Genomic DNA, 14,136 nt, shown 5'->3' on the forward strand with positions numbered 1-14,136 from the left:
CCGGCTGGCCGGGCAGGCCCGCTGTTACGCCTATGATAGACGAGCATTTAAGGGGGCGCGATAATCGCGCCTGTAGTCAGTGGAAGGACGGAATTATGGCCTTCAATATGTATCAGGAGACTTTCGATGTCCGTGCGGATGCCCAAGCTACGGTTCACCCGACGCGCTGGCAAGATTCTCCTGGGCATCGTGGCGTTCGCGCTGATTCTCTGCGGCATCGCCGCCTGGCAGGTCCCGAAGGTCCTGCATGACGTCCTGACCCAGGATGTCTCGAAGATGATGGGGCGCGACGTCTCCGTCGGCAAGATCACCTTCAATCCCTTCACGCTGACCGTCCGGGCGCACGACCTGGCCGTGGCCCAGCCCGGGTCGCAGACACCGCTCCTGACCCTCGCGGAACTGGATGCCAGCGCCGCCTGGACGTCGCTGTTCTGGTTCGCGCCCGTGGTCGATCGTCTGACGCTGCGGCAGCCTAACATCGCCATCGTCCGCGAAGACGTCACGCGGTTCAATTTCTCTGACATAGAACAACGCGTGGCCGAATTGGCGGCCTCCAAGCCCGAGGAACCGGCCAAGCCGGACGAAGGCCTGCCGCGTTTCTCGCTGAACAACATGGTGATCGAGAACGGCGTCATCACGCTGGACGACAAGGTCACCGGCCGCAAGCAGGTCGTGGACGAACTGGGCGTGGGCGTGCCGTTCATTTCCACGTTCGGGTACGCCACCGACATCGACGTGCAGCCCCGCCTGCACCTGCGCATCAACGGCAGCCCCTTTGACCTCACGGGCGTGGCGCGGCCGTTCGACGTGGTGCCGTCGTCCACGCTGCGGGTGGCGTTTGACGGCCTGCAGCTTGAAAAGTGGGCCGACGTGTGGCCCATGCCCCTGCCGTTCAAGGTCGAAAGCGCGCTGCTGGATTCCAATCTGCAGATCGTGTTCGAGCAGCCCAAGGACGCGCCGCCCAAGATCCGCATCGTCGGCGACCTGGGCCTGCGCCGGCTGGACCTGCGCGACCCCGCCGGCGCGAACCTGGCCGCCTGGAGCGCCCTGACCGTCACCCGCCTGGAACTGGAGCCGATCGCCCGCCAGGTGTATATCGGCGAGGTGGGCCTGTGGGCGCCGCAGATCCACGTGCGGCGCCACGCCAACGAACACCTGAACTGGCAGGATTTCGTCGACGGGCTGAAGGCGCTGGGCGGCGTGCAGCCCACCGCCACGCCCGTGCGCGACGAAATGCGCAAGGCCAGCGGACTCAAGCCCTTGGCCGAAGGTGAAAAGACGGCGGACGCCAAGGCGCAGCCTGCCCAGGCCGGAGACGGCAAGTCCGCCGACGCGGCGTCGTCCGCGGGCCAGGCTCCCGCCGCACAGGCTCCGGCGGCACAAGCCTCCGCCGGTCAGGCGCCCGCCGAGCCCGCGCCCTCCGCCAAGACGCCCGCCGCGCAGACTTCCACGGCGCCCGAAGCTCCGGCAGCGCCCGCGACCCCCGCGACCCCGCCGGCCGCAGCGCCCGAAGGCTCGCCCGCCCCAAGCGAGCCGCCGCAAGCGCCCGGCCCGTCGGAATGGAAGGTCACGCTCGATGCCTTCAACCTGCATGAAGGCGAGGTCTACGTCACGGACGCCATCAGCAAGCTCGACTATGTCGTGACCGGCCTGGCCGCCACCGTCGAGGGCGTGGAGCTGCCCCAGCAGCCGGACCGCCCCATCAACCTGTGGCTCACCATGGACAACAGCACCGACGGCGGCTGGCTGCGCGCCAAGGGGCCGCTGGTGATCAAGCCCTTGTCCCTCGAGATGAACGTGCGCCTGGGCAACGTGGCGCTCGCGCCGCTGGCGCCGGCCGTGCGCAGCGCGGCGCCTGTCAGCCTGCTGGACGGCCGGCTGGCCGCCACCGCGCAGGTCCATGTGCGGGAAAAGGGCGGGGCGGTCGACGCGTCCGCCACCGCCGTTCAGGCCGACCTGACGCAGTTCAAGGCCAGGGACGAATCGCTCAAACCCGCGCTGGACATCGCCCTGCAGTCGCTGCGCGTGACGGCCGATCGCCTGGCCATGGGGCCGGGCCAGAGCAATTTCACGCTGGCCGCCGCCGGCATCCAGGGCAACGGCAAGCTGGACCTGAAGGGCGCCTTCACCCCGCAGCCGCTGACGCTCAAGACCGCGGTGGATCTGTCGGGGCTGAACGTCGCGTCCTTCGCGCCGTATTTCGCCTCGAGCCTGAACGCCACCGTGCGCGCCGTCACGCTGGGCGCCAAGGGTAACGCCGAGTTCACCGCCGCCGCTGGCAATGCCCCGATGAAGGCCGCCTGGAAGGGGGGCGTCGACGTCACCGACCTCGACCTCCAGGACCGGGTCAACAAGGACGACTTCCTGAACTGGAAGCGGCTGGGTTTCACCGGCATGGACATCACCGTCGCGGGCGACAAGATCGGCGCCAGGCTCGGCGACATCGCCCTGGAAGACTTCTACGGCCGCGTGCTGCTGAACGCCCAGGGGCGGCTCAACGTCATGGACCTGGTGGCCGCGCCCGGACAGGCCGGCGGCTCCATCACCCAGGACACCCAGACCCCCGGCCGCAGCGCCGCGCCGCCGGCTCCGGCGGCCAAGGGCGCAACGGCCATGCCCGACATCTCGGTCAACAGCGTCAGGCTGACCCGCGGCCGCATGACCTTCACCGACCGCTTCGTCAAGCCCAACTACGTGGCCGAGCTGTCCAGCATCGAGGGCGGCATCACCGCGGTGTCGTCCACCAATCCGCAGCCCGCCAAGGTCAAGGTCACGGGCCGGGTGTACACGACCGCGCCGCTGTCCATCAGCGGCGTCGTCCAGCCTTTCGCCAAATTCCTGTCGCTGGACCTGAAGGCGTCCGCCAAGGGCGTGGACCTGCCGCGCTTCAACACCTATTCGGCCAAGTACGTGGGCTATCCGATCAAGCGCGGCAAGCTGTCGGTGGACCTGGAATACAAAATCAAGGACCGCGCGCTGCAGGCCACCAACCACGTGGTGCTGAACCAGCTCACCTTCGGCGACAAGACCAACAGCCCCGACGCCACCAAGCTGCCGGTGCTGCTGGCCGTGGCCCTGCTGAAGGACTCGCGGGGCAATATCGACATCAACCTGCCCATCTCCGGCTCGCTGGACGATCCGGAATTCTCCGTCGGCGGCATCGTGGTGCGCGTGCTCATGAACCTGGTGGTCAAGGCGGTGACCTCGCCCTTCAGCCTGCTGGCGTCCGCGTTCGGCGGCGGCGAAGAACTGTCGTACGTGGAATTCGCGCCGGGCAGCGCGGCGCTCACCGAAGACTCCGTCCAGCGCATCGACACCCTGATCAAGGCGCTCACCGACCGCCCCGCGCTGAAGATGGACATCAGCGGCCGCGCCGATCCCAAGACCGACATGGACGGCCTGCGCCAGGCGTGGGTGGACAGCAAGATCCGCGCCGCCAAGGCCGCCGACGTCGCGCCGCGCGGCAAGAAGCCCAACCCCGCGGGCGTCGACGTGTCGGGCGCGGAACGCGCCAAATACCTCGAAGAGGTCTACGATGACACCGACCTCAAGGACAAGCCGCGCAATTTCATCGGCATGGCCAAGTCCGTCCCGGCCGCGCAGATGGAAGAAATGCTGCGCGCCGCGGCTCCGGTCGGCGAGGATCAACTGCGCCAATTGGCCGATGCCCGCGCGCAGGCGGTTTATGAGAAGTTGCTAGCCCAGGAAGGACTCGCGGAACGTGTGTTCATCGTTGCGCCGCAGCTGGACACCGATGGCATCAAGGACGAGGGGCAACCCTCGCGCGTGGACTTCTCCCTGAAGTGAACTCGGCAGGCCCGGACAGGGACGCATGGCGCGTCCCTCCGGCCCGTCTTTTTCCAGGAGATTCTCGATGAAAGACCAGGACGCGCAGTTCGACAGCCTGCTTCCGCCCCTGCGGCTGGACCGGCGGGGATTCATCGCCACCACGGTGGCGGCCGGCTTTTCGCTGGCGGCGGGTCCCGCCGTCGCGAACACCGCCATCAGCACCGACGCCAAAGGCCTCGTGGCCGGCAAGATCGACATTCCCACGTCGGACGGCAAGATCCCCGCCTACCGCGCCGCGCCGCAGGGCAAGAAGAACCTGCCCACGGTGATCGTCGTGCAGGAGATCTTCGGCGTGCACGAATACATCCAGGACGTGTGCCGCCGCCTGGCCCACCAGGGCTACCTGGCCATCGCACCCGAACTCTATGCGCGGCAGGGCGATCCGTCCAAATACACCGAGATCCCCAAATTGCAGGCAGAGGTCGTCAGCAAGGTGCCGGACAAGCAGGTGCAGGGCGACCTGGACGCCGCGGCCGCCTGGGCCGCCGCCAACGGCGGCAACCCCGACAGGCTCGGCATCCTGGGTTTCTGCTGGGGCGGCCGCCAGGTCTGGCTCTACGCAGCCCACAATCCCAAGCTCAAGGCGGGCGCCGCCTGGTACGGCCAACTCGCGGGCGAACCCAGCGAACTCAAGCCCAAGCCGGTGCTGGCCATCGTCAACGACCTGAAGGCCCCGGTCCTCGGCGCCTATGGCGGCAAGGACGCGGGCATCTCCCAGGCCGACGTCGACCGCATGCGCATCGAACTCGCCAAGGGCTCCGCCGACGCCAAGGCCTCGCGCATCGACATCTACCCCGAAGCCCCCCACGCCTTCCACGCCGACTACCGCCCGTCCTACCGCAAGGCCGAGGCGGAACAGGCCTGGACCCGGATGCTGGACTGGTTCAAGCAGAACGGGGTGTAACGGGCCGGCAGCGCTTCAGGCAACGGTGTCTGACACCCGGGTGAGATGGCTTTGGCTTCACGGTCACTTCTCCAGCGTGTCAGACACCTGCGCATAGAGATCCGCACAGGTGCACACGGAGACATGGGCGCAAAGCCCCCAGCGTCACTCGTGCAGCCCCAAGCACAGACACCGCGCAGAAACACCCACACAAACACGCGCGCCGCGCCATTCCTCCGACGCCAATCCAACCGCGTAAGCCCCCAAAGGCCGCCCGCGCGGCCGGCCGGGGGCGGGCCCTGCAAGATATTCCATCACTCCACCTCGCGCGGCGAGAACCTCAAGAACCCCGACCCCGCTCCAACGGTCGCGAAGTTTTCCTCAGCCGAGCCTGGCGTGCCGGTCGCCTGGGCCGCGCGGGGCGTCGATTAGCCCGAGGGAATCTGAAGGAAGCCGAAGGCTGACGAAGATGACGACGGGGAAGTCCGGAGCGAACGCTCCGGACCGCACACGTTGCCCCGCGCGGCCCAGGCGACCGGCGCGCCAGGCGTCTCAAGAACTCACCACTGCCGTCGGCACCGCTACCGCTACCGGCACCACTCAACACCTACCGCGCCTTCTCCCCCGGCAACCCATCACTCACCTCCGCCAGCACCCCCTTCATCTCCTCATACTTCATCACCCGCTCGCTCTGAAACCCGCCCAGCACGCCCCGGCATCCATCCACGCCGGATCGCTTCATTTCCTCCATCATTGCCTTGCCCTCCGCCTGCCCCTTCGCGAACTCCGCGTCGTACCCGCCCGCAGCAAACCCATATTCCTCGGCATAACGCAGCAGGTTCTTGCGCGCCGTCTCCTGGTGCTGGGTGAGGTCGGGTTCGGATGCCCCGCAGGCGCGAGCCGCGCCGTTGGAGGCGCCCGCGGCAACGACGAAGGAATCGTATTGGGCCTGTTCGGCGGCATCCGGAGCCGCCCAGGCCGGGGCGGCGGCGGCCAGCGCGACGGCCAGCCCGGTCAAGATATTGCGCATCGAAAGTCTCCATTTGAAGCCCTCCCGGCGCACTGCCAGCGCAGCCGCGGCGGGCGATGGTCACCACGGCATTATGACAAGCACCCGTTTCCCCACCGTGTACCCGCGGTGTTGAGTCGTTTCAGACTGTTCATCTTTCTTTCCCGCAGCCATCAAAGCCAGCAAGCGGGCCGCGCACGAACTATGATGAGGGCTGTGAGGCGCTCCTGCCTCAATGCATTGCCCCTTCACCCTGGAGATCCCCATGACGATCAAAGTCGGCGACCGCGTGCCCGATGGCACCCTGACCGAATTCATCGAAACCGAAACCGCCGGCTGCTCGCTCGGTCCCAATGCGTTCCAGGTCGCCGACCTGACCCGCGGCAAGACCATCGCGCTGTTCGCCGTGCCCGGCGCCTTCACCCCCACCTGCTCGGCCAAGCACCTGCCTGGCTACGTCGAACAGGCCGCTGCCCTGAAGGCCAAGGGCATCGATGAAATCTGGTGCGTGTCCGTCAACGACGCCTTCGTCATGGGCGCCTGGGGCCGCGAACAGAAGACCGACGGCAAGGTCCGCATGCTGGCCGACGGCTCCGCGCTGTGGACCAAGGAACTCGGCCTCGAACTGGACCTGGTCCAGCGCGGCATGGGCGTGCGCTCGCAGCGCTACTCCGCCCTGATCGTCGACGGCGTCGTGAAGCAGCTGAACGTGGAAGCCCCTGGCAAGTTCGAAGTCAGCGACGCGGCCACGATGCTCTCGCAGGCCTGATTCCCGCGGTTCCTGTTTCACCGCACAGCGCGGCGGGCCGCAGAGGCGGCTCGCCGCGCTACCGCAAGCAGCGGTTGCCGACGCCATGTTCTCCACCATCTCATCGTTCTCGTCGCTTTATTTTGCGACCTTGCTGATGCTCATCGGCACGGGTCTGTTCAATACCTACATGGGCCTCCGCCTGACCGCGCAGTCGGTCAGCGAAGTGTGGATCGGCACCCTGATCGCCGGCTACTACCTGGGCCTGGTCTGCGGCGCGCGCCTGGGGCACAAGCTCATCATCCGCGTCGGCCATATCCGGGCCTTCGTCGCCTGTGCGGCCATCGCCACCAGCATGATCCTGGCGCAGACCCTGGTGGAATCGATGCCGATGTGGCTGGTGTTCCGCGTCATCGCGGGCATCGTGATGGTGACCGAATTCATGGTCATCGAGAGCTGGCTGAACGAGCAGACCGAAAACCACCAGCGCGGCCGCGTGTTTTCGGTCTACATGGTCGTTTCCGGCCTGGGCACCGTGCTCGGCCAGTTGGCGCTGACCGCCTACGCCACGCTGGACCTGCGGCCGCTGACGCTGGTCGCCATGTGCCTGGTCCTGTGCCTGGTGCCGATCGCGGTCACCGCGCGTTCGCACCCGCCGACGCCGTTGCCGGCGCCGCTGGACATCCGTTTCTTCATGCGGCGCGTGCCGCTGTCCATGACCGTCCTGTTCGTGGCGGGAAATCTGTCGGGCGCCTTTTATGGCCTGGCGGCCGTGTACGGCGCCAAGCACGGCCTGTCGACTTCCCAGGCCGCGGTCTTCGTGGCCGCCGCCGTCACGGCGGGCCTGCTGTCCCAGTGGCCCATGGGCTGGCTGTCGGACCGCATCAACCGCGCGGGCCTCATCCGCTTCAATGCCTTGCTGCTGGTCCTGCTGCCCACGGTCATGTGGGGCTGGATCGCGCTGCCGTTCTGGGCGCTGGTCGCCATGTCGTGCGTCTTCGGCGTGCTGCAGTTCACCCTCTATCCGCTGGGCGCGGCGTTCGCCAATGACCACGTCGAGTCCGAGCGGCGCGTCAGCCTGTCGGCCGTGCTGCTCATGACCTATGGCCTGGGCGCCTGTGTCGGGCCCATGATCGCGGGCCTGATGATGTCGTTGGGCGAACCCGCCATGTACTACGTGTTCATCTCGGCCTGCGCCGTGATCCTGGTCTGGCAGGTGCGTCCCACGCGCGTCACCGGCGCGCACCAGGTCGATGAGGCGCCGACGCATTTCGTGCCGATGCCGGACACCCTGCAGAGCTCGCCCGCGGCGGCGGTGCTGGATCCCCGGGTGGATCCGGAAAACGACATCGCCATGGAAATGGTGCAGCCGGATCCGTCGGCCGCGCCCGCGCCGCCCGAGCCTGCCCCGGAACCGGCCAGCGCCGACGGCGAACCGCCGCAGGACGTGTCCGGCGAGGCCGAGCCGGAACGCCAGGTGCGCACCGGCACCTGAACCACCCAACCTACCAGGGCGTCATCAGCACGATGGCCGCCAGGGCCAGCGCGATGCCCAGGACGTTCAATCGCGTCAGGGGCTCGCGAAAGGCCAGGGCGCCCACCAGCGTGCCCAGCGTGATCACGCCCATGTTCATCGACGCGAACACCAGTGCGGGGTGCTCGGGCAAGGACTGGTGAGCCCTGACGTAGGTCAGGATGTTGCCGAAGTTGGCCAGGCCCAGCGCCGCGCCGGCGGCAAGGTGACGGGCCTGCCAGCGCACGCGGCGCCACAGCAGGTACGCCAGCATCAACGCCCCGGCCATCAGGAAAGCCAGCAGCAAGCCACCCGCGAAGGCGGTGCCGGTGCGCGCCACCTGCTTGAACAGGATGTCGATCACGCCGTAACCCGCCCATACCACCAGCGGCCACAGCCAGGTCGCGCGCCGGTCCCCGGACGCATCGTCCCCGGACGCCTGCGTCCGCTGCGGCTGCCGCAGCAGGCAGAACAGGGCGCACAACGCCAGCAGGATTGCCGCCAGCTTGCGCCCGCTGACCGGCTCGCCGAACAGCAGGAACGCCGCCAGCAACGGAATGAAGAGGGACAGGCGCTGCGCGGCATCGCTGCGCACGATGCCGGCATGACGCAACGCCGCCGCCATCGCCAGGAACACGCCGGGCAGCAGCACGCCCAGCGCCGCCAGCACGAGCCAGGGCGTCTGCGGCGCCAGCAGGCGCGCCGGGTCCGGGCGCAGCACCGCCCAGCAGAGCAGGGCGGCCACGGCGTAGTTCATCGCGATCGCCTGCCGCACGTCCACCTGCCAGCGCCGCGCGAGCTTGAGCATCACAGCCACTGACACGCTGCACCCGACGCTGGCCGCCAGGTACAGCAGCCCGGGCGTCAACGGCATGCCGCGGCCTCGTGATGCACATGCTGGGCGGCGTCGACGCGCATGCCCAGGCGTTCCAGCAGGCGCTGGTCGGCCGCCATCTGTGGATTGGCCGTGGTCAGCAGGGCGTCGCCGTAAAACATGGAATTGGCGCCGGCCATGAAGCACAGCGCCTGCAGCGCGTCGTCCATGGCCTCGCGCCCGGCCGACAGGCGCACCGCCGCGCGCGGCATGGCGATGCGCGCGACCGCGATGGTGCGGACGAACTCGAACGGGTCCAGCGCTTCCACGCCCGACAGCGGCGTGCCCTCCACCTGCACCAGGTTGTTGATCGGCACGGATTCGGGATAGGGCTCCATGCTGGCCAGCTGGGCGATCAGGCCGGCGCGCTCGCGCCGCGATTCGCCCATGCCCACGATGCCGCCGCAGCACACGCTGATGCCCGCGTCGCGCACCCGGTCCAGCGTGTCCAGGCGATCCTGGTAGGTGCGCGTGGAAATGATCTTGCCGTAGAACTCGGGCGAGGTGTCCAGGTTGTGGTTGTAGTAGTCCAGCCCGGCGTCCTTCAACTGCTCGGCCTGGCCCTCGCGCAGCATGCCGAGCGTCACGCAGGTCTCCAGGCCCAGCGCCTTCACCGCGCTGACCATCTCGGCCACGGCCTCCAGGTGGTGGGGCTTGGGGCTGCGCCACGCGGCGCCCATGCAGAAGCGCTGCGCGCCGCCGGCCTGCGCGGCGCGGGCCGCGGCCACCACGTCCTCCAGCGGCATCAGCTTGTCGGCGTCCACGCCGGTGTCGTAGTGCGACGACTGCGGGCAGTAGGCGCAGTCTTCGGGACAGCCGCCGGTCTTGATCGACAGCAGGCTGGACAGCTGGATGGCGTTCGGGTCGAAGTGGGCGCGGTGCGTCTTCTGGGCCTGATGCACCAGGTCCATGAACGGCAGCTCGTAGAGCGCCATGATGTCGTCCGCGCTCCAGGCGGGGGCGGGCAGGGGCTTGGACGGCGTCGGGACGGGAATGTAGGCGGTCTGCATGGTGGGGCTCCTTGTCGGTCTTGCCGGAATCAGGCCGCTGCGCGGTCAGGGGCGCAGGGCAGGATCGGCGGATCGTAAGAAGCTGCGCAGGGTTCGCGCAATGCAGGGGATAAGGCCGTTTTTAACGATGCTTTGAGGTGTCGATGTCCAAAAAAGAACGATTTTGGACGCACGCGACTTCTAACGCGGCGTCTTCTTCGGCGACCCGGAACGGCCAAAAATATTGATTCAAATTGTAATTTTCGGCCGCGCCCTCAGCTTTTCGGCCGTTTATCGCGGGCGCGCGCGCTTTCGTGGCCCGTGATACCGCGGTCACGCGCCCAGACGATGGCCGCGCTGCGGCGGTGCACGCCGATCTTGCTGTAGATCGTGGCCACGTGGTTGCGCACGGTGTTGCGCGACAGCTTGAGCGCCTTGGCGATGCCGTCGTCGTCGTGGCCCTGGCACAGCAGGCCCAGGACTTCGCGTTCGCGGGAAGTCAGTTGCGCAAGCTCGGCGACGTCGCGGCTGGCTGGGGCGGGCTCGCGCAGTTGCGCCAGTTTTTCGATGATGCCCCGGCTGAACCATGAGGTGTCCTGCATGACGGCTTCGATCGCCGTCAGCAGTTCGGTTTCGGAGCGCTTGCGTTCGGTGATGTCCTGCATGACCAGCAGCACGCGCCGCAGCCCGCCGATCATGACGGGTTCGGCCGACAGCAGGCACTCCAGCTGCCCGCCATCCTGGTCGGTCAGCGCGACCTCGCGGTTGCGCGCGCTTTCGCCGCGCTTCAGGCTGGCGACCATGCCTTCATACGGCTGCAGGCCCAGCGCGGGGAGGTCGCGCGATTCGCCGTCTTCCAGCGAGCCGCCCGTCGCGGCTGCGAACGCCTCGTTGATGTCCAGCACCTCGAGCGTGTCGCCATCGCACACCGCCATGGGCACGGGCGCGAGCCGGAAGGCTTTGGAGAAACGCTCTTCGCTTTCGCGCAGCGCCAGTTCGGTCCGCTTGCGGGCCTCGAGGTCGATGAAAGTGAAGAGCATGCAGGGTTCGTCGTGCATGTCGATGGGCTGGCCGGCAACCACCACGAACTTGCCGCCGCCATCCGGCAATTTCACGACGCCTTCGCGTTGCGGGATCGTGCGCCCTTCGTTGAGCCTGGCGACGGCGGTTTCTTTGTCGTCGCCGCCATCCAGCACGTCGAGCTCGTAGGCGGATTTTCCCAGTACGGCGTCGCGCGTGTAGCCGGTCATTTCCAGGAATCCCTGGTTGACCTTGACGTAGCGCAGGTCCGACAGACGGCAGATCAGCGCGGGCGCGGGGTTCGCGGAAAACGCACGCTCGAAGCGCTGTTCCGCGTTGATCTGCCCGGTCTGGTCATGCAGGATCAGCACGCGATAGGACAGGCTGCCGCCATCGTCCAGGTCCAGGCCGCGGGCCAGCACATGGCGCAGGAAGTCGTCGTCGTCCTTGCGGCCCAGGTCCAGGAGCAGGTCGTCGAACTCTTCCCCGGCCGCCAGTCGGTCCAGCGGATACTGGCGCGCGGGCACGCGGTGATGGTTGCGGTAGGTGAGCGTATATCGCTTCCGATAGCCCGCTGGCGTTTCGCCGAGTTCGTTCAGTCCGTCGACGCCATGCAGGTCGAGCGCGCTGGCGTTGGCCCAGGCGATCGAACCGTCGGCCTCAAGCAGGATGATGCCCTCGTTCAGGCCTGCGATGATGCTTTGCAGGTGTAGTCGATGTGCTTGGGGGGCGGCGTCGTTCGGGGTCACGTAGGCCTCTTTTCTTCGCATGGCGTATACGCGCAAGCATGATCGTGCGCAGCGGCGCTGTCCAGAGGCCAAAACGGACGAGGCAGAGGGAAGGGGGAAAGACGGGCCGGATTGGTCCGCTCGGCATGGGATGCGCCCTTGCGCCAACGCAAACGGCGGAAAGCAAAAAAGCTCCGGAATCCGGAGCTTTTAGCGGTGCTGCCGAGCAGCGGTCTGGAAAGCGCAAAGTGCTTTGGCGGAGCGGACGGGGCTCGAACCCGCGACCCCCGGCGTGACAGGCCGGTATTCTAACCAACTGAACTACCGCTCCGCAGCGGCTTTAACAGACTTCTTACTACAGACTTCTTACTTCCCGCTGCGGTGTCAAGGCAGCTTGTACAACTTGCCAGTGAAAGCTGGCGTCCCCTAGGGGATTCGAACCCCTGTACTCACCGTGAAAGGGTGATGTCCTAGGCCTCTAGACGAAGGGGACCTGAACGTACAACTTTACTACTGTACTGCGTACTGGTGGAGGTAAGCGGGATCGAACCGCTGACCTCTTGCATGCCATGCAAGCGCTCTCCCAGCTGAGCTATACCCCCAGGAAGTCCTGATGCCCCAAACTTCAGACAACAAGGTCTCACACTATATAAAACAAAAAAGCCCCGAAAACGGAGCTCTTGAAAGACTCTGAGCGAGAGAGCTTTTGGCGGAGCGGACGGGGCTCGAACCCGCGACCCCCGGCGTGACAGGCCGGTATTCTAACCAACTGAACTACCGCTCCGCAGCGGCTTACTCAACTACTTTGTCACTTCAACTGCATCACTTCTTATTGCATTACTTCTTACTGCTGCCAGATAAGCTGGCGTCCCCTAGGGGATTCGAACCCCTGTACTCACCGTGAAAGGGTGATGTCCTAGGCCTCTAGACGAAGGGGACTTTGGACTTTCCGTACTGCTCTTCGCTTTGGACTGGTGGAGGTAAGCGGGATCGAACCGCTGACCTCTTGCATGCCATGCAAGCGCTCTCCCAGCTGAGCTATACCCCCGTTTCTCTAATCAATCCGTTCAACTTTCACTAGCTGGAACACGCTGTTTACAGGGCGTTTTTGCTGGTTCGTTGCCGGTTTTGTTTAGTGCCGTTGGCGAAGAAACGAGATTATGCACGAACTAAATAGGGTGTGCAAGTCGCTTCATGGCAAAAAGCAAAAAAGTTGCGAAAAAAGAGGGTTCGATGGTGCCTCGGGATGGATTTTTGGACGCTTTCGTGCGATCAAATGCATTGTTGATTTGTGCGGAATTCAACAAAATCAAAGGCTTGTGCGGATGCTATCGTGGACAGAAAAAAAACGTCCTTCCGCGTGCTTTTTTTGTGCCAGGTTTGCGCAAATCGCCGTGCGCAAGGCCACCGGACCTCCCCGCGTCAGCCCTTCCTCCGTCAGTCCTTCACCATGAGCGCTTCTCCATGAGCAGCAAGACCTCCTTTCCCACGCGCGCGCTCGGGCGCAGCGGCATGGACATCACGCGCATCGGCCTGGGCGCCTGGGCGATGGGCGGCAACGGATGGGCCATCGGTTGGGGGCCGCAGGACGATTCCGCTTCCATCGCGGCGATCCGGCATGCCGTGGACCGCGGCGTCAACTGGATCGACACGGCGGCGGTGTATGGGCTGGGCCATTCCGAAGAGATCGTGCGCCGCGCCCTGGCGCAGATGGCGCCGCAGGAACGGCCGTACGTCTTCACCAAATGCGGCCTGACCTGGGCGGCGGACCAACCGCAGGCCATGCCGCGGCGTACCGGCGCCCCTTCCAGCATCCGGCGCGAGCTCGAAGGGTCGCTTCGCCGCCTGGGCGTAGAGCGCATCGATCTCTACCAGATGCACTGGCCGGCTGGCGACGGCACGCCGCTGGACGCGTACTGGCAGGAGCTGCTGGACCTCAAGCAGGCGGGCAAGATCGGGTCCGTCGGCCTGTCCAACCATAATCTCGCGCAGCTTCAGGCCGCGGAGCTGCTGGGCCATGTAGACACCCTGCAGCCCCCGTTCTCGGCGATCCAGCGCGCGGCCGGTGCAGACCTGATTCCGTGGTGCGCGCAGCATGGCACGGGTGTGATCGTCTACAGCCCCATGCAGTCGGGTCTCCTGACCGGAAAATTCAGCCGCGAACGGGCGCTGGCCTTGCCGCAGGACGACTGGCGGTCGCGCCACGCGGAATTTAAATCGCCCAATCTGGAGCGCAACCTGGCCGTGGCCGACGCCTTCAAGCCCATCGCGGAGCGTCACGGCGCCACGGTGGCGGCGGTGGCGGCGGCGTGGACGCTGGCGTGGCCGGGCGTGACGGGCGCCATCGTGGGGGCGCGCAGCACGGCCCAGGTCGATGGCGTGATCGGCGCGGCGGAACTCGAACTGGATGCCGAAGACATGCAGGCCATCGCGGATGCGATCGAACTGACTGGGGCGGGCGCCGGGCCGCTGCACCCGCCAGTCCTGGAAGACGGTTCGCTGCCCGCGAACCTGTTTTCCTGA

The 14,136-nt window shown here is 66.5% G+C and carries 9 protein-coding genes and 6 tRNA genes; 5 read left to right on the forward strand and 10 right to left on the reverse strand.

The features are described 5' to 3' along the window. Positions 1 to 126: 126 nt before the first annotated feature. Together ABE485_RS14720 and ABE485_RS14725 are read left to right on the forward strand one after the other, a co-directional pair. Entirely contained in the window at positions 127 to 3,807 is a 3,681-nt protein-coding gene (locus tag ABE485_RS14720) for a DUF748 domain-containing protein (protein WP_346516022.1), read from the forward strand. A gap of 67 nt (positions 3,808 to 3,874) precedes the next feature. After that, positions 3,875 to 4,753: a dienelactone hydrolase family protein gene (locus ABE485_RS14725; protein WP_346516023.1), complete on the forward strand. Its 879-nt coding sequence runs from the start codon at positions 3,875 to 3,877 to the stop codon at positions 4,751 to 4,753. Between the two features lie 586 nt (positions 4,754 to 5,339). Here ABE485_RS14725 and ABE485_RS14730 read toward each other — a convergent pair. After that, positions 5,340 to 5,762, reverse strand: a complete 423-nt coding sequence (locus ABE485_RS14730; protein WP_346516024.1) for a hypothetical protein — start codon at positions 5,760 to 5,762, stop codon at positions 5,340 to 5,342. A gap of 244 nt (positions 5,763 to 6,006) precedes the next feature. Here ABE485_RS14730 and ABE485_RS14735 point away from each other — a divergent pair, with 244 nt between their 5' ends. Together ABE485_RS14735 and ABE485_RS14740 are read left to right on the forward strand one after the other, a co-directional pair. After that, the gene (locus tag ABE485_RS14735; protein ID WP_056326595.1) at positions 6,007 to 6,510 is read left to right on the forward strand and encodes a peroxiredoxin; all 504 of its coding nucleotides are present in this window, start codon (positions 6,007 to 6,009) and stop codon (positions 6,508 to 6,510) included. An 85-nt stretch (positions 6,511 to 6,595) separates the two neighbouring features. Beyond that, the gene (locus ABE485_RS14740) at positions 6,596 to 7,984 is read left to right on the forward strand and encodes an MFS transporter (protein ID WP_346516025.1); all 1,389 of its coding nucleotides are present in this window, start codon (positions 6,596 to 6,598) and stop codon (positions 7,982 to 7,984) included. A gap of 10 nt (positions 7,985 to 7,994) precedes the next feature. Here the strand turns inward: ABE485_RS14740 and ABE485_RS14745 are convergent, their stop codons facing one another. The 9 genes from ABE485_RS14745 to ABE485_RS14785 all read right to left on the reverse strand — a co-directional run bounded on the left by ABE485_RS14745 (position 7,995) and on the right by ABE485_RS14785 (position 12,661). Beyond that, on the reverse strand, positions 7,995 to 8,870 hold the full coding sequence (locus ABE485_RS14745) for a DMT family transporter (protein ID WP_346516089.1): 876 nt from the start codon (positions 8,868 to 8,870) through the stop codon (positions 7,995 to 7,997). Further along, complete coding sequence (gene bioB, locus ABE485_RS14750) at positions 8,867 to 9,886, reverse strand: biotin synthase BioB (protein WP_346516026.1); 1,020 nt, start codon at positions 9,884 to 9,886, stop codon at positions 8,867 to 8,869. The genes ABE485_RS14745 and bioB overlap by 4 nt, the downstream gene beginning before the upstream one ends. 254 nt (positions 9,887 to 10,140) lie before the next feature. Then, the gene (locus ABE485_RS14755) at positions 10,141 to 11,655 is read right to left on the reverse strand and encodes a helix-turn-helix transcriptional regulator (protein WP_346516027.1); all 1,515 of its coding nucleotides are present in this window, start codon (positions 11,653 to 11,655) and stop codon (positions 10,141 to 10,143) included. 212 nt (positions 11,656 to 11,867) lie between these two features. Next, a tRNA-Asp gene (locus tag ABE485_RS14760) sits at positions 11,868 to 11,944 on the reverse strand. Between the two features lie 86 nt (positions 11,945 to 12,030). Beyond that, positions 12,031 to 12,106: transfer RNA gene (locus ABE485_RS14765), tRNA-Glu, on the reverse strand. Between the two features lie 33 nt (positions 12,107 to 12,139). Beyond that, positions 12,140 to 12,215: transfer RNA gene (locus ABE485_RS14770), tRNA-Ala, on the reverse strand. 105 nt (positions 12,216 to 12,320) lie between these two features. Next, a tRNA-Asp gene (locus ABE485_RS14775) sits at positions 12,321 to 12,397 on the reverse strand. Positions 12,398 to 12,476: 79 nt separating this feature from the next. Beyond that, positions 12,477 to 12,552, reverse strand: a tRNA-Glu gene (locus ABE485_RS14780). 33 nt (positions 12,553 to 12,585) lie between these two features. Beyond that, positions 12,586 to 12,661 (reverse strand) — tRNA-Ala (locus ABE485_RS14785). A 416-nt stretch (positions 12,662 to 13,077) separates the two neighbouring features. Here ABE485_RS14785 and ABE485_RS14790 point away from each other — a divergent pair. Beyond that, on the forward strand, positions 13,078 to 14,136 hold the full coding sequence (locus tag ABE485_RS14790) for an aldo/keto reductase (RefSeq protein ID WP_346516028.1): 1,059 nt from the start codon (positions 13,078 to 13,080) through the stop codon (positions 14,134 to 14,136).

Source organism: Achromobacter spanius (genome assembly GCF_039673305.1).
In the GTDB taxonomy this organism is placed as follows: Bacteria; Pseudomonadota; Gammaproteobacteria; order Burkholderiales; family Burkholderiaceae_B; genus Achromobacter; species Achromobacter spanius_F.

Bases quoted from the DNA above. Each gene is read 5' to 3' on its own strand.
- ABE485_RS14720 (WP_346516022.1), top strand. From the start codon at position 127: ATGTCCGTGCGGATGCCCAAGCTACGGTTCACCCGACGCGCTGGCAAG.
- ABE485_RS14725 (WP_346516023.1), top strand. From the start codon at position 3,875: ATGAAAGACCAGGACGCGCAGTTCGACAGCCTGCTTCCGCCCCTGCGG.
- ABE485_RS14730 (WP_346516024.1), bottom strand. From the start codon at position 5,762: ATGCGCAATATCTTGACCGGGCTGGCCGTCGCGCTGGCCGCCGCCGCC.
- ABE485_RS14735 (WP_056326595.1), top strand. From the start codon at position 6,007: ATGACGATCAAAGTCGGCGACCGCGTGCCCGATGGCACCCTGACCGAA.
- ABE485_RS14740 (WP_346516025.1), top strand. From the start codon at position 6,596: ATGTTCTCCACCATCTCATCGTTCTCGTCGCTTTATTTTGCGACCTTG.
- bioB (WP_346516026.1), bottom strand. From the start codon at position 9,886: ATGCAGACCGCCTACATTCCCGTCCCGACGCCGTCCAAGCCCCTGCCC.
- ABE485_RS14755 (WP_346516027.1), bottom strand. From the start codon at position 11,655: ATGCGAAGAAAAGAGGCCTACGTGACCCCGAACGACGCCGCCCCCCAA.
- ABE485_RS14790 (WP_346516028.1), top strand. From the start codon at position 13,078: ATGAGCAGCAAGACCTCCTTTCCCACGCGCGCGCTCGGGCGCAGCGGC.